The 22,432-nt window shown below is 45.6% G+C and carries 25 protein-coding genes and 1 pseudogene; 23 read left to right on the top strand and 3 right to left on the bottom strand.

The window, feature by feature from the left end:
* Positions 1–53 precede the first annotated feature (53 nt).
* The 14 genes and pseudogenes from Q337_RS0104600 to Q337_RS0104535 all read left to right on the top strand — a co-directional run bounded on the left by Q337_RS0104600 (position 54) and on the right by Q337_RS0104535 (position 11,604).
* Positions 54–731 carry a MotA/TolQ/ExbB proton channel family protein gene (locus Q337_RS0104600; RefSeq protein ID WP_026470595.1) on the top strand — a complete coding sequence of 226 codons (678 nt, stop codon included), beginning with the start codon at positions 54–56 and terminating at the stop codon, positions 729–731.
* Entirely contained in the window at positions 718–1,143 is a 426-nt protein-coding gene (locus Q337_RS0104595; protein WP_026470594.1) for an ExbD/TolR family protein, read from the top strand. The genes Q337_RS0104600 and Q337_RS0104595 overlap by 14 nt, the downstream gene beginning before the upstream one ends.
* Positions 1,143–2,891 (top strand): annotated as a pseudogene (gene msbA, locus Q337_RS16770) (lipid A export permease/ATP-binding protein MsbA); the annotation flags it as partial. The gene Q337_RS0104595 and the pseudogene msbA, both read left to right, overlap by 1 nt.
* Before the next feature lie 105 nt (positions 2,892–2,996).
* The gene (gene lpxK, locus Q337_RS0104585) at positions 2,997–4,034 is read left to right on the top strand and encodes a tetraacyldisaccharide 4'-kinase (RefSeq protein ID WP_026470593.1); all 1,038 of its coding nucleotides are present in this window, start codon (positions 2,997–2,999) and stop codon (positions 4,032–4,034) included.
* Between the two features lie 63 nt (positions 4,035–4,097).
* Positions 4,098–4,859: a 3-deoxy-manno-octulosonate cytidylyltransferase gene (kdsB, locus tag Q337_RS0104580; protein ID WP_026470592.1), complete on the top strand. Its 762-nt coding sequence runs from the start codon at positions 4,098–4,100 to the stop codon at positions 4,857–4,859.
* A 37-nt stretch (positions 4,860–4,896) separates the two neighbouring features.
* Entirely contained in the window at positions 4,897–5,940 is a 1,044-nt protein-coding gene (gene holB, locus Q337_RS0104575; RefSeq protein WP_051526560.1) for a DNA polymerase III subunit delta', read from the top strand.
* Positions 5,941–5,990: 50 nt separating this feature from the next.
* Complete coding sequence (locus Q337_RS0104570) at positions 5,991–6,335, top strand: PilZ domain-containing protein (RefSeq protein WP_026470590.1); 345 nt, start codon at positions 5,991–5,993, stop codon at positions 6,333–6,335.
* 74 nt (positions 6,336–6,409) lie between these two features.
* Positions 6,410–7,210 (top strand): TatD family hydrolase, encoded by an 801-nt coding sequence (locus tag Q337_RS0104565; protein WP_026470589.1) that lies wholly within the window; start codon positions 6,410–6,412, stop codon positions 7,208–7,210.
* Positions 7,211–7,222: 12 nt separating this feature from the next.
* A complete protein-coding gene (locus tag Q337_RS0104560; protein ID WP_026470588.1) occupies positions 7,223–7,834 on the top strand; it encodes a TetR/AcrR family transcriptional regulator in 612 nt (203 codons plus the stop codon).
* A gap of 101 nt (positions 7,835–7,935) precedes the next feature.
* Positions 7,936–8,547 carry a pilus assembly FimT family protein gene (locus Q337_RS0104555; RefSeq protein WP_084494709.1) on the top strand — a complete coding sequence of 204 codons (612 nt, stop codon included), beginning with the start codon at positions 7,936–7,938 and terminating at the stop codon, positions 8,545–8,547.
* A 29-nt stretch (positions 8,548–8,576) separates the two neighbouring features.
* A complete protein-coding gene (gspI, locus tag Q337_RS0104550; protein ID WP_051526718.1) occupies positions 8,577–9,011 on the top strand; it encodes a type II secretion system minor pseudopilin GspI in 435 nt (144 codons plus the stop codon).
* Between the two features lie 10 nt (positions 9,012–9,021).
* The gene (gspJ, locus tag Q337_RS16765) at positions 9,022–9,819 is read left to right on the top strand and encodes a type II secretion system minor pseudopilin GspJ (protein ID WP_051526559.1); all 798 of its coding nucleotides are present in this window, start codon (positions 9,022–9,024) and stop codon (positions 9,817–9,819) included.
* Positions 9,820–9,848: 29 nt separating this feature from the next.
* Entirely contained in the window at positions 9,849–10,844 is a 996-nt protein-coding gene (gene gspK / locus Q337_RS16760) for a type II secretion system minor pseudopilin GspK (protein WP_051526558.1), read from the top strand.
* Between the two features lie 163 nt (positions 10,845–11,007).
* Positions 11,008–11,604 carry a 6-pyruvoyl trahydropterin synthase family protein gene (locus Q337_RS0104535; RefSeq protein WP_026470585.1) on the top strand — a complete coding sequence of 199 codons (597 nt, stop codon included), beginning with the start codon at positions 11,008–11,010 and terminating at the stop codon, positions 11,602–11,604.
* A gap of 180 nt (positions 11,605–11,784) precedes the next feature.
* Here Q337_RS0104535 and Q337_RS0104530 read toward each other — a convergent pair whose 3' ends face one another.
* On the bottom strand, positions 11,785–12,918 hold the full coding sequence (locus Q337_RS0104530) for an HPP family protein (RefSeq protein WP_051526557.1): 1,134 nt from the start codon (positions 12,916–12,918) through the stop codon (positions 11,785–11,787).
* Positions 12,919–13,179: 261 nt separating this feature from the next.
* Here Q337_RS0104530 and ung point away from each other — a divergent pair, with 261 nt between their 5' ends.
* From ung to pyrF, 9 genes are all read left to right on the top strand, one after another.
* On the top strand, positions 13,180–13,884 hold the full coding sequence (ung, locus tag Q337_RS0104525; protein ID WP_026470583.1) for a uracil-DNA glycosylase: 705 nt from the start codon (positions 13,180–13,182) through the stop codon (positions 13,882–13,884).
* Positions 13,881–15,002, top strand: a complete 1,122-nt coding sequence (locus Q337_RS0104520; RefSeq protein ID WP_026470582.1) for an enoyl-CoA hydratase/isomerase family protein — start codon at positions 13,881–13,883, stop codon at positions 15,000–15,002. The genes ung and Q337_RS0104520 overlap by 4 nt, the downstream gene beginning before the upstream one ends.
* A gap of 51 nt (positions 15,003–15,053) precedes the next feature.
* Complete coding sequence (tadA, locus tag Q337_RS16755) at positions 15,054–15,545, top strand: tRNA adenosine(34) deaminase TadA (RefSeq protein ID WP_407636762.1); 492 nt, start codon at positions 15,054–15,056, stop codon at positions 15,543–15,545.
* A gap of 101 nt (positions 15,546–15,646) precedes the next feature.
* Entirely contained in the window at positions 15,647–16,075 is a 429-nt protein-coding gene (locus tag Q337_RS0104510; RefSeq protein WP_026470581.1) for an SRPBCC family protein, read from the top strand.
* A gap of 31 nt (positions 16,076–16,106) precedes the next feature.
* Positions 16,107–16,784: a (d)CMP kinase gene (gene cmk, locus Q337_RS0104505; RefSeq protein ID WP_026470580.1), complete on the top strand. Its 678-nt coding sequence runs from the start codon at positions 16,107–16,109 to the stop codon at positions 16,782–16,784.
* Between the two features lie 176 nt (positions 16,785–16,960).
* Positions 16,961–18,646 carry a 30S ribosomal protein S1 gene (gene rpsA, locus Q337_RS0104500; protein WP_026470579.1) on the top strand — a complete coding sequence of 562 codons (1,686 nt, stop codon included), beginning with the start codon at positions 16,961–16,963 and terminating at the stop codon, positions 18,644–18,646.
* A gap of 123 nt (positions 18,647–18,769) precedes the next feature.
* Positions 18,770–19,078 (top strand): integration host factor subunit beta, encoded by a 309-nt coding sequence (gene ihfB, locus Q337_RS0104495; protein WP_026470578.1) that lies wholly within the window; start codon positions 18,770–18,772, stop codon positions 19,076–19,078.
* A 26-nt stretch (positions 19,079–19,104) separates the two neighbouring features.
* Positions 19,105–19,455, top strand: coding sequence for a lipopolysaccharide assembly protein LapA domain-containing protein (locus Q337_RS0104490; RefSeq protein WP_026470577.1), 351 nt, complete (start codon positions 19,105–19,107; stop codon positions 19,453–19,455).
* A 35-nt stretch (positions 19,456–19,490) separates the two neighbouring features.
* Positions 19,491–20,174 carry an orotidine-5'-phosphate decarboxylase gene (gene pyrF / locus Q337_RS0104485; RefSeq protein ID WP_026470576.1) on the top strand — a complete coding sequence of 228 codons (684 nt, stop codon included), beginning with the start codon at positions 19,491–19,493 and terminating at the stop codon, positions 20,172–20,174.
* 156 nt (positions 20,175–20,330) lie between these two features.
* On the opposite strand, the gene Q337_RS0104480 is transcribed toward pyrF, so the two are convergent.
* The gene (locus Q337_RS0104480) at positions 20,331–20,864 is read right to left on the bottom strand and encodes a DUF2058 domain-containing protein (protein ID WP_026470575.1); all 534 of its coding nucleotides are present in this window, start codon (positions 20,862–20,864) and stop codon (positions 20,331–20,333) included.
* A gap of 184 nt (positions 20,865–21,048) precedes the next feature.
* A complete protein-coding gene (locus tag Q337_RS0104475) occupies positions 21,049–22,359 on the bottom strand; it encodes a solute carrier family 23 protein (protein WP_034279204.1) in 1,311 nt (436 codons plus the stop codon).
* Between the last annotated feature and the right edge of the window lie 73 nt (positions 22,360–22,432).

Raw genomic sequence — 22,432 nt, 5'->3', positions numbered from 1 at the left:
TGGTAAGAGTTTGGATTTAAGTCTTAAAGGGATTTTTCAGGAGCGGTATTGTCATGTGGGAAATGGTAAAGGCGGGTGGATGGTTAATGCTACCGCTGGTAATTTGTTCAATTGCCATGTGTGCCATTATTATTGAGCGTGCAATTCGCCTGCGTATACAAACGATTGCGCCAGCCGGATTAACCAGTCAGATCAGCAAGCAGTTACGAGCGGGTTCAATCAACGCTCAGGCGTTACGGCAATTAAGACAGCAGAGTGTGCTTGGCGATATCCTGGCCACTGGCATTGAAAGCCAGCCGCATGGGTTTAATTTTACTGAAAACCAGATGCAAACCCGTGCCAATGAACTGGTGCATTTGCTAGAAAAAAACCTGAATTTTCTGGGAACCATCGGTGCCATAGCGCCCTTGTTAGGCTTGCTGGGTACGGTGATTGGTATTATTGAATCCTTTATGGCAGTTAATGCAGGCGGTGTGACTGATCCAGCAATGCTGGCAGCAGGGATTTCACAGGCATTAATTACCACGGCAGCCGGCATGGTGGTTGCGATTCCGGCCTTGATCGCCTATCGTTATTTTCAGCGCAAAATTGTTGATATTTCCATGCAGCTTGAAACCCAAGGCAACCAGCTTATCAATATCTTGTTTTATAGTGACGTCAAGCCGTCGCACCTGAGTGTGGATGATCACTTGCAGCATCCGGATCAAGGGCTTCATTATGAGGCTTCGTAAACCCAGAATTGAGCCTATTGAGCTTAATTTAACACCCATGATTGACTGCCTGCTGTTTTTACTGGTATTTCTGCTGGTTTCAACCACCTTTAACCAGTATAGCCGCCTTAATCTGGTATTGCCGGAAGCCTCTGGAGTGCCGCCCGATACCCGTCAGCAAAAGATTGAGGTGGTAGTCAAGCCCAATGGTGAATATCTGGTGAATGGCTTGAGCTTAAGCAGTAACAACGAAGCCGAGCTAATGGCAGCAATCCGGCAGGCGGCAGGCAATGCACGCAATTTGCCGTTTACCATTGCTGCGGATGGCAAGGCTAGCCATCAATCCGTGGTACAGGTGATGGATGTTGCCGGCAAGCTGGGTTTTGTTAATTTGAATATCAGCACACGTGTGCCACATCGAGGTCAGTCCTAGTGAATCAGGCAGAAGCGAACAAATCAAAGGACTTCAAGGTTTACTTACGCTTACTGTCGTATTTAAAAGGCTACTGGTGGGCAGGCGTGCTGGTTGTGATTGGTTTTGCCATCAATGCCGGTACTGAAGTTTCTGTTGCCAAGCTGATCAAGTTTATTATTGATGCCATCAATAATAATGACCATTCGGCCCGCAACCTGTTTCCATTTCTGGTGGTTTTGCTGATTTTTATTCGTGGGATCGGCTCAGTGATGGGCAGCTATTTTCTGGCCTATATTTCGCGGGGCTTGGTGTTTAACCTGCGCAAGGAAGTCTTTAACAAGTTCCTGCAACTGCCTCCCAGCTATTATATTGAAAATTCAACCGGGCATATCACTTCAAAAATTCTCTATAACGTGGAACAGGTTACTGCAGCGTCGACTGAAGCCACCCAGACCATTTTGCGTGATGGTCTGGTGGTGATAGGCCTATTGGGCTATCTGTTTTATACCAACTGGCGACTGTCGTTATCCCTGCTGATTGTTGCCCCAGTCATTGGTTTTCTGGTGCGGCGTGCCAGTAAACGCATGCGCAAACTGTCCAGTGAAATGCAGGCCACCATGGGCGATGTCAATCATGTGGTGCAGGAAGCCATAAATGGCTATAGCGTAGTCAAAAGCTATGGTGGGCAAACGTTTGAAAGCCAGCGTTTTGAGCGCTTTTCACTGCTGAACTTAAAGCGTGGCCTAAAACTGGTGATTACTGCCAGTATCAGCACGCCCATTATTCAGGTGTTCATGGCCATTGCACTGGCTATTGTGATCTGGATTGCACTGCGCCCGGAAATTCTGGGTGATACCACGGCAGGTGAGTTTGTGGCTTATCTGACGGCGGCGGGATTGCTCAGTAAACCCATCCGTTCGCTCACTGATGTGAATGAAAAAATCCAGCGTGGTCTGGCTGCTGCCCATTCGATTTTCGATATTATTGACATGCCTTCAGAGCAGGATAGTGGCACGCAATCCCCGGTATTAACCGGCAAAATTGGTTTTGAGCATGTGGGCTTGCGCTATAGTCAGGATGCTGACTGTAAAATGGCTATCCAGGATTTTAATTTGCAGATTAAGGCAGGTGAAACTGTTGCACTGGTAGGGCGTTCTGGTGCAGGTAAAACGTCACTGGTGAATCTGTTACAGCGCTTCCAGCCCGTGACGACCGGAAAAATCACTCTGGATGATATTGCCCTTGAAGACATCAGGCTGTCTGCCTTGCGGAGTCAGGTGTCAACTGTGAGCCAGCAGGTGATTCTGTTTGACCGCAGTGTTCGCGAAAACATTGCGTATGGACAACTGGCCAGCAAAACGGATGAGGAAATCATTGCAGCGGCCAAAGCAGCCTATGCCCATGATTTTATTATGGCACTGCCACAGGGTTATGACACGATCCTGGGCTCGCAAGGCAATAGCTTATCAGGCGGACAACGTCAGCGTTTGTCAATTGCCCGGGCCTTGCTTAAGGATGCTCCAATCCTGATTCTGGATGAAGCCACCAGTGCGCTGGATAATGAATCCGAGCATTATATTCAGGCCGCCTTACAGAATGCCATGAAATGCCGCACCACTATTGTGATTGCGCATCGTTTGTCGACCATTGAGCAGGCTGACCGGATTGTAGTAATGGATAAAGGAAGAATTATGGAAGTGGGCAAGCATGAAGAACTGCTAGCCAAAAATGGGTTGTATTCCCAGATGTACCAGCGTGATTTTGATCATGATTTTGATATCTGTTCTGCCACAGATGATCAGACTGATTCTGATGCAATTATTCCAAGTGCTAAGCCAGCCCCATGATTCATTTGAACAGTATTTTTTGTCATGCAGCTTGATCAGCGTTTTACTCAGGCCTGGGCCACGCAGTCCGCATGGCTGAATTTTCTTCGGCCCCTATCTAGCCTGTATGGGTTGGCAATCTCCTGTCGTCGCTATTTATATGAACAGAAAATCTTAAAGTCCTACCGCGCGCCTGTACCCGTAATGGTTATTGGCAATATTACGGTGGGAGGTAGTGGTAAAACGCCGCTGATTATTGAGCTGGTTAATTTTTTACACTATTTTGGCCTGAATGTTGCGGTGATTAGCCGGGGTTATGGCGGACAAGGACCGTTTCCCCGCATTGTGGAAGATGATGACACACCCGACATTGTAGGTGATGAACCTGTACTGATTGTGCAGCAAACCGATGTGATGATGGCAGTCGGCCCTAATCGGCAGCAAGCCATTGAATTGATACTACAACACACGATACCAGACCTGATTTTAAGTGATGATGGTTTGCAGCATCTGGCCTTGCAACGTGATCTGGAGTGGATCGTGCTGGATGTAGACCGTGGCCTGGGCAATCAGCAATTGCTGCCAGCCGGTTTTTTACGTGAACCAGCCAGTCGCTTGCAAACCGCCACAGTGATTGAACACGGCAAAGCGGCACAAACGGATTTAACAATGCAGCTTGAATCCTGTGCTTTACTGCCATTAATAGCTACCACCAAGGCAGGCACAGCAAAAACTGGCTTAAACCCTAGACCGCAAGCCGGGGCCAGGGTGCATGCGGTTGCCGGGATTGGTGTACCGCAGCGTTTTTTTAATAGTTTAAAAGAGCTGGGCTTTGAGCTGATAGAACATGCTTTTCCTGATCATCATGACTATCAGCCATCCGATCTGGATTTTGATGAACATTTACCCATTATTACCACCAGTAAGGATGCAGTAAAAATCCAGCGATTTGCCCATTTACTGCCTGAAAAAGACATCTGGATATTGCCTGTACAGGCGCAGCTTTCAAAGGCCTGTTATGAGCTGTTATTACAGCAGCTTAAAGACCTTAATATTGGCATTCCTAATCTGGACAAAGCTTGAGTAGGAACCGTTAAAGCCGATCAGCCAATATTGAATAATGAAATAAAATAGCGAGAAACCACCATGAAACACCTTGTTATTCCTGCGCGTTTTGCCAGTTCACGTTTGCCCGGTAAGCCCTTGCTGGAAATTCATGGCCGTCCCATGATCTTGCGTGTGGTTGATCAGGCACGTAAGGTAGAAGGTTTTGATGATATTTGTGTGGCAACCGATGATGAGCGAATTGCACAGGTTTGCCAGCAGGCGGGAGTTGCTGTGGTCATGACCAGTCCCGAACATCCATCAGGTACAGACCGTTTAAGTGAAGTGGCACGTATCCGCGGCTGGAACCGGGATGATATTGTGGTCAATGTACAGGGTGATGAACCATTATTACCGGCACAACTGGTGCAACAGGTGGCAGGGCTGCTGGAGAGCCAGCCAGACTGTGCCATGGCAACCTTATGTGAGCCAATCCATACTTTGGATGAATTTACCCGTTCCAGTATTGTTAAAGTGGTTACAACAGCACACAACCAAGCCTTATATTTTAGTCGTGCGCCTGTGCCATGGGATCGTGATGCGTTTGCGCAAGGAATTCATACGGTACCAGCGCAGGCCCTGCGTCATTTAGGTTTGTATGCTTACCGGGTGGCGTTATTACAAGACTTCGTTAACTGGCCAATGGGTCAGCTTGAAAAACTGGAAAGTCTGGAACAATTGCGGGTGCTGGAAAATGGTCGCCGGATTGCCATCGCCACAGCAGAGGTTTCATTACCTGCCGGAGTTGATACACCAGAAGACTTGGCACGCTTGCAGGCGCTGGACATTTCTGCATTTGCCTGATCATTATATGGATTGTCACTGACAGTAAATTTTATTTATGGCTAAAAAGATACAGGCAGCGGTAACTCCCGGGTCAGCGCCACAAGGACAGCATTACTTTGCGTCACGCCTGCCTTGGCAACAAGAACCATGGCAAAGGCTGATATCACGGTTTCCTAAAATACCGCATGCTATTTTGCTCAGTGGCATACCGGGAACCGGCAAGCGCCAGTTTGCAGACCAGTTGGCCGCATGGTTACTTTGTCTAAATCGCAGTTCAACCGATAATCATCAGCATGCCTGCGGTGAATGCCCCAGTTGCCAGTGGCTCAAAGCAGATACGCATCCTAGTTTGCTGCGAATTTCACCGGAAGTAGACAATAAGGGCAAACTGAGCCAATTTATCAAGATTGACCAGATTCGAGAGTTGATGCCATTTGTACAGCAAACTGGAAAGGGCTGGCGCGTCATTATCATTGAGCCTGCAGAAAACCTGAATATTGCCGCTGCCAACGCCTTGCTTAAAACACTGGAAGAACCCGGAGAGCAGGTTACTTTAATTCTGGTGAGTGACCAGCCTTTACAACTGCCAGCAACCATTCGCAGCCGCTTGCAGCAATATCGTGTTGGTGAGGTAAGTCATCAGCAGGCACTGACATATTTAACTGCTAACGGCAACTTTGATCCAGCGCAGAGCCAGTTATTGCTCAACCTCAGTGGTGGTGCGCCGCTGGCAGCATTAGTCATGGCAGAGCAGCCGGAATTTCTGGCCCGGCAGGACTGGATTAATGACTGGCAAAAACTGCTGGAGCAACGGTTATCGCCAGTGACATTGTCCGGCAACTGGCAAAAACGTCTGAGCCTGCCAGAATGGCTAAACCTGTTGCAATGGATGATTCGGGATGCGATTGCGGCTCACATGAACCAGCCTGTGCGGCAGACTGATTTAAACTTTACACCTATTATAAAAAGTATCAGCATTGAGCAATTATTTAACCTACAACAACAAATTTTAAGCGCAATTCATGGACAAACCCAGAATATTCAATCCAGTTTGGTATATGATAGCTTAATGATGCAACTCATGAATTTACATGATTGATGCACTGGTCTTATGCATGAGTGGTCCAAACATTTTCAAAAGGAGTGATAATGCAACCACCACGTCCAGGCGGGATTATTAATTTTCCAATCCGCGAAATCTCCAATTTACAGTCGTGCTATATGCCATTTGTACTGGGCGGCGGCCTTTTTATTCCCAGTAACCGTCCTGTGGTATTAGGCGATGATGTTTTTGTAGTGACCAGCTTGCCTGAATCCTCAGAGCGTATTCCGCTAACGGGTAAGGTTATCTGGATTTCCCACCGTGCTTCAGGCGCGCGTCCGGCCGGTTTTGCCATTCAGCTACTGGGTGAAGAGGGCATTAAATTCAAGAATGCCGCAGAAAAACTGCTGGCCGGTAAGCTCAGTTCAGCAAACCCGACATTTACCCTATAAATTTTCATTAAGTAAGTGCTGGCTAATATTTAGCTAATCGTTGCTGCTTAATATTAAATTACGGAAAACCTAAGTTGTATATTGATTCGCACTGTCATCTAAACCGTCTGGATTTAAGCCGTTATGAGGGCGATCTTAACCGCGCCCTGCAGGCTGCCCGGGAAGCAGGCGTTAGCCAATTTCTGGCTGTTGCAGTTGATCTGGATGATTGCCCAATATTAGAAGCAATTGCCAGTGAGCATGCAGATGTAGGCTACAGTGTAGGCGTGCATCCGTGTGAAGATTCGGACATGATGGCCCGTGCCAGTATCGAGCAGCTTTGCAAGCTTGCACAAGATCCAAAGGTTTGGGCTATTGGGGAAACCGGTCTTGATTTTTATCATAGTACTGATCATATTCCAGCCCAGAAAGACTGTTTTGCAAGACATATTGAAGTAGGCAAGCAGCTAGGCAAGCCTGTGATTGTGCATACCCGTAATGCCAAACATGACACCATTGACGTCATGCGCGCCGAGCAGGCCAGTCATGGTATTTTGCATTGTTTTACTGAAGACTGGGATACCGCAAAGGCTGCCTTGGATCTGGGCTATTACATCTCTTTTTCCGGTATTATCAGTTTTAAAAATGCCCAGTCCTTGCGGGACGTTGCCAGGCAAGTGCCTATGGATCGCATCCTGATTGAAACTGACAGTCCTTATCTGGCACCCATGCCATATCGCAGCAAGCCGAATGAACCCTTATATCTGCCTTTTGTGGCTCAGGCGCTTGCCGATGTCTATGGAATAAGCCAGCAGGAGCTGGGTCGAATTACCAGCCATAATTTTGAACAACTATTGGCCAGACACTCTACCACGATCAAGCAGCAGAAGATTTAAGGAGCAGATGCAATGGACCGGCAAGCACAGTTCCGCGCCCGTGAAGCCCTGATTTTTGATGTGGCTGAGCGCCTGTTACTGGAAAGTGGCGAAATGGGCATGACTTTGGATGCACTGGCGCTGGAGCTTGATCTGGCCAAGGGCACGCTATATAAGCATTTTCAGAGCAAGGATGAGTTGTACCTATTGCTGATTATCCGTAATGAGCAGGCACTGCTGGATATGGTACGGGATAATCAAGGCGATTTTCAGGCCCGTCTGGTATTTTACATGCTGCATCATTTGCATCATCCAGAGCGTACAGTGCTGTTTCATCAGATTGAGGAGCGCTTGTCTGCTGGTGCCCAGGGGCTGGGTATTTTGTTTAACCAGCTGTACCGTATACGCAAGCAGCGCCTGCGCCTGATTATTGGTATTACTGACAATTATCTCAAAGGTATTAGCAGCAGTATGCCGGTGCGTGATTATCTGGCAGCAATCTGGTCAATGACTCAAGGCGCTGCGTCCATGCTCAATTCCAGTTTTTATCAGCGTTATCTTGGCTCACGTGATACATTTCGGGTGGCTGTTATTGACCAGATGTTAGCCATGCCACAACAATTTAAGCAGGTTAAAATCAGTTAAATTCGGTTGTATTCGTGCAGGGATATTTCAACAGAATTAAACAAATGAGTCATCAGCATCAATTCATCTTAACCATTACAAGATTTTGAGTATCGCACTGTATGCGTGTAACTCCCGATAATATGAACCCTGGTTATTCACAGCATGGCTACTCACAGCGGGGATTTACCCTGATCGAGCTGATGCTGGTTATTGTCATTATGAGTGTTTTTGCCGGGCTGGTGGTGGTTTCCATTAGTGGGGTTGAACAGCGCAAGCTGATGCAGCAGCGAGATCAACTAATTAATGACCTTAATGTGGTGCGGCTGGAATCAACGGATCAGGCACGAGTTTTTGCCCTGATTACTACATCAGCTACGGTTACTGAACCAGCGGGTTATTTTTTTGCAGAATATCAGCCGCCACAAACTGACCAGCAGACTGGGCAGCCGATGGTCACACAGGAAAAAAAGCCGCTGTGGCAGCCAGTAGAAGCATTTAAAACCCGAAGCTTGAATGAAAACGCGGTTTTACAGATCAGGAGTATGGATAATTCGCCACAGCGCGATGGCCCAGAAGGCTTGATGGATCAAAAATCCCCGGATTTAATCTGGTTTGGTAATGGCGAGGTAAAACCTGCGCGCCTGCAACTAATTTTTAATAATCAGCCCATCGGCAATCCCATTTATATCAATAGTACCGGGATGGTTTCTGATACTGAGCAGGGAAGCTGATGAAGCATTTTCCGGTTTTAAGATCTCGTATGGCCAAATCTATAGCTAAGCCTTTATCTGTACTTTTAACTAAGAAACCGCGTGGATTTACCCTGCTTGAGGTGATGGTAGCGCTGGCCATTTTTGCAGTTGCGGCCATTGCAGTGACCAAAATTGGCATGAATTACACGCAAAGTATTGGGCAAATGAATGACCGCACATTTGCGCATTTTGTTGCAATGAATGAGCTGGCTGAACTGGAGATCAATGGTGCATGGCCTGAAGGAACAGGTGAAAAAACAGTGGATGAACAGGGTCAGCGCTGGCTGGTATCGCATCAGGTCTATAATACGATTAGTGAGAGTGTACGGCGGATAGAAATCCGGGTCGCACCACTGGGCGATCAGGATCAGGGGCAGCAGCCTGCACCAGTAACCAGTATTGTGGCGTTTTTACAGCGTCCCGTGGCTTCTAGCCAAAATTAAAAGATCAGTTATGAAGCTCAATTCCCAGCGTTTTACGCAGTCCAGCGCATGTTGCCAGTTGCATCAGCCACGCAGCTCAGTATCCGGTTTTACCCTGATTGAAGTGCTGGTCGCATTGGCCATTTTTGCAGTGCTGGCATTGGCTGGCTGGAAAGTTTTTGATGCATTAATCAAAGTACGTGACCGTAACCAGATTCACACCCAGCGTTTATCTGCATTGCAAAGCAGTTATACTCTGATGCTGCGTGATTTTAGCCAACTGGTGGCACGCCCTGCCAGACAGTCTGCCTCTACTGAACCGGCCTTAGTGATTGCAGACAATAGAATCAGCTTCACCCGCATGGGCGCGTTTGATCCAACCTTGCGCAGTACCAGCAGTCTTGAGCGGGTCACTTATCAATATGATCCTGGCCAGCAACACCTGATCCGTACCAGCTATCGTAATCCGGATCAGTCGCGTCCCCAGACTCCACCACCCAATGTCCTGCTAACAAATATCAGTAATTTTAGCGTGCAGGCTCTTGAACCAGCACCAACGGATTTCTGGCCACCTGTAAATAATCTGGTGGATACAACAGATAATACTAAAATGCCGCAAGGGGATAGCCGCCTACCGCAGGGAATTCAGGTACAGTTCACTCTTAATGACAAGCCAATACTGTGGCGTTTTAGTCTGGTTAAAAAACTGCCAGAATTAGTGGCTTCAGGTTCAAAGACAAATAATGGCACAGATAATACGCAAACCAATCAACAAAACAGCCAGCAGGACACTAGCACTGGAAATGACAACCAAGCCAGCAATGATTAAGAGTGCAATGACTAAGGATCAGGATTAACGTGAAGAACCAGCGGGGTGTTGCATTACTGACTATTCTGTTTATGGTCGTCATTGCCAGTATTATGGCGATGGGCATTTTAAACCAGCAACAGCGCATGCTTCAGGAAGGCAGTATTTTGCTGCGACAGGATCAGGCCTGGATTTATGCCAAATCTGGTGAATACTTTTTATCTGAACTTTTAATCAATGATGCCAGAAATAGCAAAAATAACGACAACCTGGGCGAGCAATGGGCACAGCCACTTCCTCCTTTTCCAATTGAGGATGGCATGGTTACTGGTCGGTTGATGGATCAGTCCGCGCGCTTTAACTTAAATAACCTTTATCATGACGGTATTCCTGACAAGCAAGCTTTTGAGTTTTTTGGCCGCTTGCTCAAGCGGGTCGGACTGGCGCCAGAGCTGGCCCAAAGTGTGCTGGACTGGCAGGACCCGGATGACACCGTCGCTGGCTCAATGGGCGCAGAAGACAGCTTTTATCTGGGGCAGCAGCCGGGTTATATGGCTGCAAACCGACCTTTTACGCAGGTTGAGGAATTACGTCAGGTACGCGGGTTTGACCAGCGCAGTTACAACCTGATAGCCCCTTATATCACCGCTGTTCCGTATTTTAGTCCAATCAATGTCAATACAGCGTCTGGAATACTGCTTAGTGCGCTAAGTGACGACTTGCAGCCCAATCAGGTGCAGGAATGGATCAACCAGCGTGATCAGGGAATGCAGTATCTAGATCAGGTAGGAACACTATGGACACAACCGGCGTTTAAAATTGAGAAAAAGCCTGAAAATATTGACCGCCTGCTGGCTATACAAAGTGAGTTTTTTCAGGCGCAGATTATCGTCAGTTTATCAGGTCGCAAACGCTATTTAACCAGTAACCTGTATCGTCAGGGCGAAAATGTGATGGCCTATCAGCGTCATCAGATGCCAATTCCAGCGCTGGCCAGCAGTAACCAGAATGCACTGGAGCTTTTGCAGCAGGCCATGAAGCAGTAGCTTTATGCGGAATTATTTTGCCTAATCAATTAACTCATAGAGTTGTGCAAATGACCAGCAACAAACCAGCCATGAATCCCTGCGCATAAGCGATAAAATTGACTTATAATCATCTTAACTAGTCATCTGGCTTTTTGCAGGGTAAATCACAGGATTAACAACAATGCTTATCCGCAAACTTTTCAAGTTTGAAAATGCTCATATTGTACGCAACTGTACCTCTGACCGTTGCCGACGCTCCATCCATGGTCATAGCTATCAGGTCGAGCTGATTTTATCTGCCAACAGACTGGATCATGGCCAAATGGTTTATGACTTTGGTTTACTAAAAGGGGTGATCAAGGATTTGATTGATAGCTTTGATCATGCCATCTGTTTCTGGAGCAAGGATGATGCAGGCTATATAGAGGCCTGCAAAACTTATAGTGCGCGCTGGATCAGCTTGCCGGTATCACCCTCGGCAGAACAGTTTTCCCGCGTTTTCTTTTTTCTGGCAGATCAGGTGCTTCAACAAACCACCACGCAGAATGGGGAAGGCGATGTACAGGTACATTCCGTAATTGTGCACGAAACGGCCACGGGTTATGCACAGTGTTTTCGGGAAGACATTGAGAATGTACAAATGGGCCTGTTAAGCCTGCATGAGATTGAATTTTCTAAACAAGTGCAGCAGGAATGGGCCAATCCCCAGATGTATGAACAACTTAAACAGGGCATTAGCTTTTTAAATCCTGAAGTGACTCCACAGGTCATTTTATAGACTTGGTTTGAGGATTAAGCCGCTATAAGTATAAGCCATCTCTGCTCAACTATATTTTTTACCATCGCTGAATCCATATCATTGAATTCAGCATATTTTAATTAAATTTAAAATACTAGCATAATATCATAGTGTAGATTTTAAAACTATCAGAATTAATTTCATCTAATCCATACAAAATTATTCACGACTAACCTGCAATTCAAATAGTGCAGCAATTACATCAGCACGGCCAATAATACCCTCCAATGTACGTTCAGCCCCCACTACCGGCAAATAATGAAAACCTTTGTCGGTAAAAAAGGGAATCAGGTCACTTAAAGGCTGGTCAGCCTTGACCGTAAATACCTTGCGTTCCATCACCTGATAAACAAACTGGGCAGGGCCATCCAGATGGGTTCTGAACCCGACATAGCCATCATAAATCTGCATAAGATGATAAACCGATAGGCTTCCAACCAGTTGATGCTGCTCATTGAGTACAGGCAAACTCATCAGGTTGTTTTGTTCAAATAGGGAGAGGGCAGTGACTAGTGAATCATCGGCTTTTAGGTATAAGACATTTTTGGTCATAATATCCTGACAACGGACGTTACCCGTAATGCGCTGATAAGCCTGCTGCTGTGCCTCAAACATCAGCTCTTTTAAATCACTGGCATTAATATCCAGCAACTCAGCATGCTTGTTCATCACCTGCTGAAAATCTTCAGATGTCACACCCAGACGGTCACTGGGCAGAGGATTAGTAACATGGGTTTTAACATCCTGCTGTATAGATGGATGCGGATAACGGCGACCTATTAAATTATTAAACAACAGTGCCGCAAGCAGCATGAGCGCTGAATTGATCGCCACAGGCCACAAGGCAAATCCATATCCCAGTTCGTACACCGCAGGGCCGCCCAGTACGGCAGTCATAGCAATGGCACCACTGGGCGGATGCAAACAGCGCAGGCCAATCATCACAAAAATTGCCAGTCCGACTGCAGCACTCAAGGCAAGATTAATATTTACAAATGTATGGGCTGCCCAGACGCCAATCAGACTGGCCACCAGATTGCCGCCCAGAATCGACCAGGGCTGTGCTAAAGGACTGGCTGGTACTGCAAATAACAATACTGCCGAGGCACCCATTGGGGCCACAAACCAGGGATTAACCGATCCTAATATCAGATGACTGACTAATGAAGACAGCAATAAACCCAGAAATGCACCAAGTGCGCTAAAAGTTTGTTCTTTGGGTTTAACCTGATTAAAACTGATTCCCAGATTTGACAGCAGATAACGTAGGGTAAGATGGGTTGAGTTCTTCAAAAGTCACAGCCTATATTCCAATGCTGATATTTTAAGGTCATAAATATATATTTGTCGTACATATTTACTGATAACAGTTAGAAAAAACGCTAATATTAAGGCTGATATGGTTTTTGATGCTGGTTTCTTGAACAAAAAATAACAATAGAGTGGTATTTTCAAAGGCTTTAAGCCTATTAAGCTTGATTTAAAGGTATAATTACAGTGCTAAAAAAGCACTGCATTTGTGTGAAAAATCATTGAAGTAAAAGGGAGAGAGCAGTGAATCAGGAAGAGACCATACTGGACCGGGTAAAGCTTGATCCGAGCTGGAAACAGCCTCTCACTGATATTCTGGTTAGCGATACCATGACGCAGTTGCGTGATTTTTTATCCACGCAAAAGCAGGAAAAACAGGTTATCTATCCGCCTAGTCCCTTAATCTTCAGTGCATTAAATACCACCCCGCTTGATGAAGTCAAAGTCGTGATTTTAGGACAGGATCCTTATCATGGACCTAATCAGGCCAATGGCATGTCATTCTCAGTGCAGCGCGGGGTTCCATTACCCCCTTCGTTGAAAAATATTTATCAGGAACTGTATAACGATCTGGGCATTCCACCTGCCAGACATGGTGATTTATCCGGCTGGGCCCGGCAGGGTGTATTACTACTAAACAGTGTATTGACAGTCAATGCAGGCGCACCAACATCCCATCAGAATAAAGGCTGGGAAGATTTTACAGACCGTGTTATTGATGTCATTAATGAAAAGACCGAACATACGGTTTTCATTTTATGGGGTGCTTACGCACAGCGTAAAGGCAAGCGCATTGATAGCAGCAGACATTTAATTTTAAAGGCGGCCCATCCATCACCACTGGCTGCCAATCGGGGTGGTTTTTTTGGCTGTAAAGTGTTTTCAAAAACAAACCAGTATTTGAGCCAGCATGGAAAAGCACCTATTCAATGGCAATTGGACGAATGAGTAACTACTACATGACAAACCTAACTGAGCATCCAGACTTAATTGTAGAACGCATTGGCAATGGCTGGACGCTGGTACGCCTGAATCGTCCAAAATCCTTGCATGCGCTGGATGAAGCGTCGGCCAAAGCATTATTTGATGTGTTTGCAACCTTAAAAACCGATGAGCAGACCACAGCCATCTGGCTCGATAGCACCACACCGAAAGCATTTTGTGCCGGTGGTGATGTGCGCAAACTGCGGCAACTTATCCTTAATAATGAAGTTACTGCTGCGCACGGTTTTTTTAAGGAAGAATATGCGCTGGATCTGGCTTTGCACCAGTATCCAAAGCCTGTCGTGGTCTGGGGCGAAGGTTATGTGATGGGCGGTGGCATGGGGCTGTTTATGGCTGCTCCATTCCGTCTAGTGACACCCTATTCACGACTGGCGATGCCAGAAATCAATATTGGCCTGTATCCAGATGTTGGCGCTACACGCTTTCTGGCAGAACGTGGAGCGATTGGCCTGTTTCTGGGTCTGACTGGTTCCATCATGAGTGCTTCAGGCGCCTATACTATTGGCTGGGCAACCCATATCAGTGGCGAAACCCGTGAGGAAGTACTGGTCCGTCTTACCCAGATCGACTGGGAAGCCTATCCGGCTGGGTCTTTCCGGGCTATTGATGACACACTGGATGCGCTGCATCGTCCATTGTCTGCTGGGCCGTTACAGGATTCACTGGATGTGATTCATAGTGTTTGCCGTGGACAAAATTTTATGCAGGACTATCAGGCCATCACCAGCCTGATGGAAGCGCGTAGTGACTGGCTGCGTCAGGCAGGTGAGAATCTGGCCAAAGGGTCGCCCTCTACGGCTGCGCTGACCTGGCTGTTGTGGCAATGGGGTAAAACAGCACCGGCATGGTCACGTGTGTTTGAGCTGGAAAAAACTTTGGCTGAATGGAAAACCGTGCATCCTGACTTTAATGAAGGTGTACGTGCCCGTCTGGTAGATAAGGACTTATCTCCGTCATGGCAGGCCAAGTCATTTAATAGCTTAAAAGAAGCATTAGGAACCGTCCCAGTAGCCGATGATCCAGAGTGGATGGAAATTCTGCAAAAGTTTGATGTGGTTTGATGTTCATCACATTTAATCGCCGCGATTTGGCAAACTGGGTGTAGTACATTGCTGTCTGATGTAGATTTTCATGACAGTACGCCAGCGGATAAGCATGCGTACTGGATGCAGAAGGCCTTACAACTGGCCCAGCAGGCAGCAAGCTGTGGCGAAGTGCCAGTGGGTGCAATCCTGGTTCATGATGAGCAGGTCATCGGCTCAGGCTTTAACCAACCAATTGGACTGCACGATCCCACTGCGCATGCTGAAGTCTGTGCTATTCGGGACGCATGCCAGCGTTTGCAAAATTATCGGTTGCCTGCCAATACTACATTGTATGTAACTCTCGAACCTTGCACCCAGTGTGTCGGTGCATTGATTCATGCCCGGGTGCAGCATGTCGTATTTGCTGCATCAGAGCCTCGTGCTGGCTCACTGATTAGTGCCCGCCAACTGATGCAAAGTGGCTTTTATAACCATTTTTTCAGTTTTGAGGGTGGTATTCTTGCTGAACAATCACAACAAATACTGAAGCAGTTTTTTGCGGCACGTCGTCAAAAATAGCATTTCAAACAACCCGCTGATTGTTAACAATTATTGAAAAAGCCAGCAATATAAAAAAATTATGATAGGCTAGGGCAATTTTTTTACGACAGATCGCTGCTATGGCAAAAATTACCGTTCAACAAAAATTTAAACAATCGCCCGCACAGGTTTTTGAGGCATTTTCCAAACACAGTATTTATAACGATGCTTTCTGGCCAGTACAGGTAGAACGCATTAAGGATTCTGCTGATCCGCAAAATCCGGATGGTCTGGGTTCTGTGCGCCAGATGGGTTTTGGCCCTGTTAAGCCAATTAAAGAGCAAATCATCACGCTAGAACCAAATCAGTTAATTGAATATAAGCTGATTGGCAATCCTTTGATTAAACATCATGTAGGACGGCTTAAATTTACTACCATTGACGGTGGTACTTTGCTGACTTATGAGATTGAACTCACTGGCAAACTGCCATTAATGTCATTGCCTGTTCTGGCAGGTCTAAAAGTTGCGATTGGTGTAGGTCTTGCAAAAATTGCGCGCCAGCTATAGAGCAGATTTCAGGTTATAAGGCGATTATTGCATGTCTGTTTTTGTGATTACAATTGATGGGCCAAGTGGCTCGGGCAAGGGAACACTTGCCGGAAAACTGGCCCGGCACTATGGTTACCATTTTCTGGATTCGGGTGCATTGTACCGATTGCTCGGACTGGCCGCTCATCGGGCTAATTTGTTACAGGAGCCGTTGAATTTGTCTGCACTGGAACACCTTGCAGCTTCTTTGGATATTCAGTTTATTGTGCAGGATAATCAAGGTACACAGATTTTGCTAAATGGTCAGGATGTTACTGACCAGATCCGTACCGAAGAAGTGGGCAGTATGGCTTCCAAAGTGGCGGTGATTCCAAGTCTGCGTGAAGCCTTATTTAAGCGTCAACGTGATTTTGCCAGAGCGCCGGGACTAGTGGCTGATGGTCGTGATATGGGAACTGTGGTGTTTCCGGAAGCCCCTGCCAAAATTTATTTAACGGCCAGTGTAGAGGCCAGGGCAGCCCGTCGTGTAAAACAGTTGCAGGGCATGGGTGTTGATGCTAAAATTGATGCCATTTTAGCTGACCTGCAGGCTCGCGATAAGCGTGACATGGAGCGAACCGTTGCTCCGCTAAAGCCGGCGCATGATGCTTTGGTTATTGATAGCTCAGATTTATCGATTGATCAAGTGCTAAAAACACTGATTGATTATATTGACAGCAAACACTAATCCATGTGCTAACAGTTCGCCCTAAGCCTGCTGGGAAAATCAGTTTAGACCATTTTTGTAACATCTTTTTTATGATAGCTGCAATGAGTGATCAGATTTAGAGTCATTGCAGGTTATCTCACTTAATCCCGTACCTGACTGATCCAGGACGGCTTCACTAACCAACAAGGTATACCATGACGGAATCTTTTGCCGCCTTATTTGAAGAAAGCCAATTAAATCTTGACGTCGAAAAAGGCGCAGTGATCCAAGGCACCGTAGTAAACATCGACAGCGACTGGGTAACAGTTGATACCGGTCTTAAGTCTGAAGGTGTAGTGCCTCGTTCAGAGTTTCTAAACGATCAGCGTGAACTGGAAGTTGCTGTTGGCGACACCGTTGACGTAGTGGTTGAAGCGTTAGACAACGGTATGGGTCAAACTGTACTGTCTCGCGAAAAAGCCAAGCGTGCTGAAACCTGGACCAAACTTGAGAAAATCTTTGAAGATGGCGAAATCGTTACCGGCGTTATTTCTGGTAAGGTTAAAGGCGGCTTCACTGTGGACATCGGTCCAGTTCGTGCGTTCCTGCCAGGTTCTCTGGTAGACACTCGTCCTATCCGTGACACCACTCATCTGGAAGGCAAGGACCTGGAATTCAAGGTCATCAAGCTTGACGCCAAACGCAATAACGTTGTGGTAAGCCGTCGTGCGGTTATGGAAGCCGAAAGCTCTGCAGAGCGTGAAGCACTGCTGGGTCAACTGGAAGAAGGTCAGGTTGTTACTGGCGTAATCAAAAACCTGACAGACTACGGTGCATTCGTTGATCTGGGTGGTATTGATGGCCTGTTGCACATCACTGACATGGCTTGGAAACGCATCAAGCATCCATCTGAAGTGGTAGAAGTTGGTCAGGAAGTGACTGTTAAGGTCCTGAAGTTTGACCGCGAGCGCAACCGTGTATCCTTGGGCCTGAAACAGTTAGGTTCTGATCCATGGCTGGAAATCATGAGCCGTTATCCAAAAGGCTCAATCGTTAAGGCACGCGTAACCAACCTGACTGACTACGGCTGCTTTGCAGAAATCGCTGAAGGTGTCGAAGGTCTGGTACACGTATCTGAAATGGATCATACCAACAAAAACATTCATCCATCCAAAGTGGTTCAGATTGGTGATGAAGTTGATGTTATGGTTCTGGAAGTGGACGAAGAGCGTCGTCGTATTTCTCTGGGCATTAAACAAACCCGTGCTAACCCATGGGAAGAGTTTGCCAAGAACCACGAAAAAGGCGAAAAAGTGTCTGGTACGATCAAGTCAATCACTGACTTTGGTATCTTCATTGGTTTGCCAGGTGGTATTGATGGCCTGGTTCACCTGTCTGACATTTCCTGGAACGAAGCTGGTGAAGAAGCCATCCGTCGTTACAAGAAAGGTGACACTGTTGAAGCTGTTATCCTGTCTGTTGATGCAGAAGGCAACCGTATCAGCCTTGGCGTAAAACAACTGAACAACGATCCATTCAATGACTATCTGTCTAAGAATGAGCGCGGTGCTCTGGTTAAAGGTACGATTACTGAAGTTGATGCCCGTGGCGCTACTGTAAAACTGGCTGACGACATCGAAGCAACCTTAAAAGCTTCTGAAATCAACCGTGACCGCGTTGAAGATGCAACCAAGCACTTAAGCGTTGGCCAGGAAATCGAAGCCAAGATTATCAATGTTGACCGCAAATCCCGTTCTATCAACTTGTCTATTAAGGCAAAAGATGAAGCGGAAGAGCGTGAAGCCATCAATAATCTGCGCACGACCACCCCAGCTGCTACTAATCAGGACGCAGGTCCTAAAACTCTGGGTGACCTGATCAAGGCTGCTCAGAACAAGTAAGTGAAATTTAGCACTTACTTTTAATAAAAAGTTGCATTCGGTAGCACAGTGATAAAACTCGTGCTACCGAACTATTATAAAAAACTGTTATGATTAACTATCTGAATTTCTAAGAGATTAATCATGACAACTAATGCCTTAAATAAATCTGACCTCATAGAACGGATTGCTGTTAAGCAAACCAACATTTCCGAAGCTGTTGTTGAAGAAGCCGTTAAAACTATGCTTGATCAAATGATCGGCACCCTAGCAACCAATAACCGTATTGAAATTCGTGGATTTGGCAGTTTTGCCCTGCATCATCGAGATCCGCGAGTTGGTCGTAATCCAAAGACTGGTGATTCGGTAAAAGTAGCTGCCAAAGCAGTACCTCATTTTAAACCGGGTAAAGCCTTACGCGATGCCGTAAATGAAGCCTTAAATTCCAAATAAACATAATTCTTAAACTGGAGAACGCAATGCGCTATGTTTTAATAGTATTGCTCATCATTATTTTTGGCTATGCGCTTACGTTAGTATTACAAAATAGCACCGAACTGCCAGTGGACCTGTTATTTACTCAAGTACCTACGATGCGTGCAGGATTGCTGTTACTGCTTACCTTGGTATTAGGTATCATCATTGGCTTGCTACTGGGTGTTGTTGTGTTCAAGGTATTTCAGCGAAACTGGGAAGTCCAGCGGTTAAACCGTGAAATTGAGATACTAAGGCAGCAACAAATTCAGGCTGCAAGTGCTGCTGCAATCGCAGCCCAGCATGAAAAAACGGTAGTCGATGTGACTCCCGCTCAACACAAAAGCCCATTATAATGGGCTTTTTTATTGCCTGATGTTTGGATACGATTTTGAGTATTATTGTTGCCCTTGATGTCAATAACCAGTGTGATGCCTTAAATCTGGCAGATCAGATGGATCCCAAATTATGCCGCCTAAAGGTAGGGAAGGAATTATTCACCCGGCTTGGTCCGCAGATTATTCAGGAATTGCATCAGCGCCAGTTTGAAGTTTTTCTTGATCTTAAATTCCATGATATTCCGAATACTACGGCACAGGCTGTTCTGGCAGCGGCTGACTTAGGGGTATGGATGGTTAATGTGCATGCAAGTGGTGGCCGTGAAATGATGGAAACCACGGTATCAAGACTCAAAAAGGGCAATTATAATACCCATCTTATTGCCGTTACTGTACTTACTTCCATGAGTAATGAGGATCTTTATGAGCTGGGCATTCAGGTCAATGCAGCAGAGCAGGTGGTTAGACTAGCAGCTTTAACAAAATCCTGTGGTGTAGATGGTGTAGTGTGCTCGGCACAGGAAGCAAAAATTCTTAGAGCGCAATTGGGGCCGGATTTTTTATTGGTTACACCGGGAATTCGTCCTGTTGATAGTGCAAGCGATGATCAAAAACGGATTGTAACACCACTACAGGCAATTCAGGATGGCGTGGACTATATGGTAATTGGTCGTCCGATTACAAAGGCTGCTAGCCCTCAACAAAAGCTTATACAAATCTATCAGTCTATTCAGTAGCTTTGATAATTAGCAAAAATAAAAACCGCTATTCCAAAGAATAAGCGGTTTTTATTTTTGCTATTATATTAAATAACTAATCTAATATCCTAGTGTAAATTATATGACACTTGATAAATTAAAACTCACAACTGAACCCCCAATCAGAAAAATCACTTACCACATTAAATCATCTGGAATTACATAAGCAGCATAAGGATCATCCTCATCCATTTGTTGCTCACTCTTGGTATTAGCCACAACAATAAATCCCGTCATTTTTTCATTAATACGATCAGCCAGTGGGCGGGGAAGCAGGGCATAACTATCTTCCAGACGGCCAACGGCTACATGGCCAGCTACTACCTGATCATAAAGCTTCTGGGTGATATAAATCTTTTTAATCTTGCCATTATCAACAAATTGGTAGACTATTTCTCCATCAGTTTCTTTAAGGCGATGCTGCTTAAGCATTTGTATAATATTAGCTTTTAGCGTTTTTTCTTCAAGAGCACGCTGCTTTTCCAGATTTAGCTGCTGATCTTTTTGCAATTTCTTGGTTTGGGCTTCAGCAAGAGCCTGTTTCACCTCAGCATCGGTTTGCTCACCAGTGCGCTTCGCATGCTGATTTTGCTTATTAATTTGCTGGGCTTTTTTGGTATCAACCAAGCCGGCTTTTAAAAGCTGCGCCTGTAGAGCATTTTTAGCCATGATTTAATTTACCTTATCTTAAAGAACAGTTTGTTATATTAGCAAAATTTGCTTAGTGCCGATTATTTCTAAAGTGAACTCATAGTTATTTATAATTTTAAGTAAGCTGTTTTAGAGTAGTTCATTAATTGAAGGTGCAGAAGTATTGTGAAACTGCACTTTCGTTAACTCAATTAATTTGTTTTTAGTTAACTTCTTTTTTAAGGTTAAAAAATGCATTGAGTAAGATGGCTGCAAAAGTTGCTGTACCAATGCCACCCAAGTCAAATGTTCCAATGTGAAGTGCAAAGTTGCCAGTGCCTAAAATTAATGTTGCTGCTGCAATAAGCAGATTTTTATTATTATTAAAATCTACTTGGTTATTGATCCAGATCTTTGCACCAGCAACCGTAATTAAACCAAAAACGACAATCGAAGCACCTCCCAGAATTGCTGTGGGAATAATGCTTATCATTGCACCAAATTTTGGGGATAAACCTAATAAAATGGCTATGAGTGCTGCTACCACAAAAATCAGGGTAGAGTAGATCCGTGTTACTGCCATCACACCAATATTTTCAGCATAGGTGGTCATGCCTGGGCCGCCAACACTGCCTGAAAGACTAGTGCAAATTCCATCGGCAATAAAAGCCCGTCCTAAATAAGGTGTCAGATTTTCACCAGTCATACCACTTACTGCTTTGATATGACCTAAATTTTCAGCAACCAGGATAAGCGCAATAGGTGCAATTAGCAAAATGGAAGTGCTGTCAAATTGCGGCTGATGAAATTGCGGTAAACCAATCCAGGCAGCCTGGCTGACATGGCTAAAATTTACTGGTACACCGTAACCTAATCCATTAGCTAAAAGTACATATACTGCAAATGATGCAATCAATCCAATAAGTAGCAATAGCCGCTGAATTAATCCAGAGGTAAAAACCGCAACTGTTCCAATAGAGACAATGGTAAATAAAGCCATTAACATTTCAAACTGGGTTTTGGCCACACTGCCAACGGTTGCTGGCGCGAGATTTAAGCCAATAATCATGACAATCGCACCTGTTACTACAGGTGGCATCATTTTTTCAATCCAGTTTGTTCCAGCAAAAACCACAATAGCACCAATGAGCGCATAGATTAAGCCACAGGCAATAATACCACTCATTGCTGTGGCCAGATTTGGATTAAGCCCTGTGCCAGAATATCCGGTTGCTGCGATGACAACCCCAATAAAGGCAAAGCTCGAACCTAAATAACTGGGGATACGACCACCTGTTATCAGGAAAAATAGCAAGGTACTTATACCTGATAGTAAAATAGCAAGATTTGGATCAAATCCCATCAATAATGGTGCAAGGACAGTCGCCCCAAACATGGCAAAAACATGCTGTAAACCTAAAACAAAACTTTGGTCAGCAGACAGATACTCATAAGTTGCTACAGATTGCACTCCAACGGCGTTATCAATCCGGGCTTTATAAGGCTGCCATTTAGGAAACCAGCTTTTTTTCACAGCAAATATCCTTGGTAAGGTAATTATCGTTATTATCTATCGGTACAGAATAATTGCCTAAGAGTTTTTAACG

The organism is Alkanindiges illinoisensis DSM 15370 (assembly GCF_000619845.1).
GTDB lineage: Bacteria > Pseudomonadota > Gammaproteobacteria > Pseudomonadales > Moraxellaceae > Alkanindiges > Alkanindiges illinoisensis.
The sequence above is the reverse complement of the archived record's forward strand: the minus strand, read 5'-3'. Positions and strand labels throughout refer to the sequence as shown.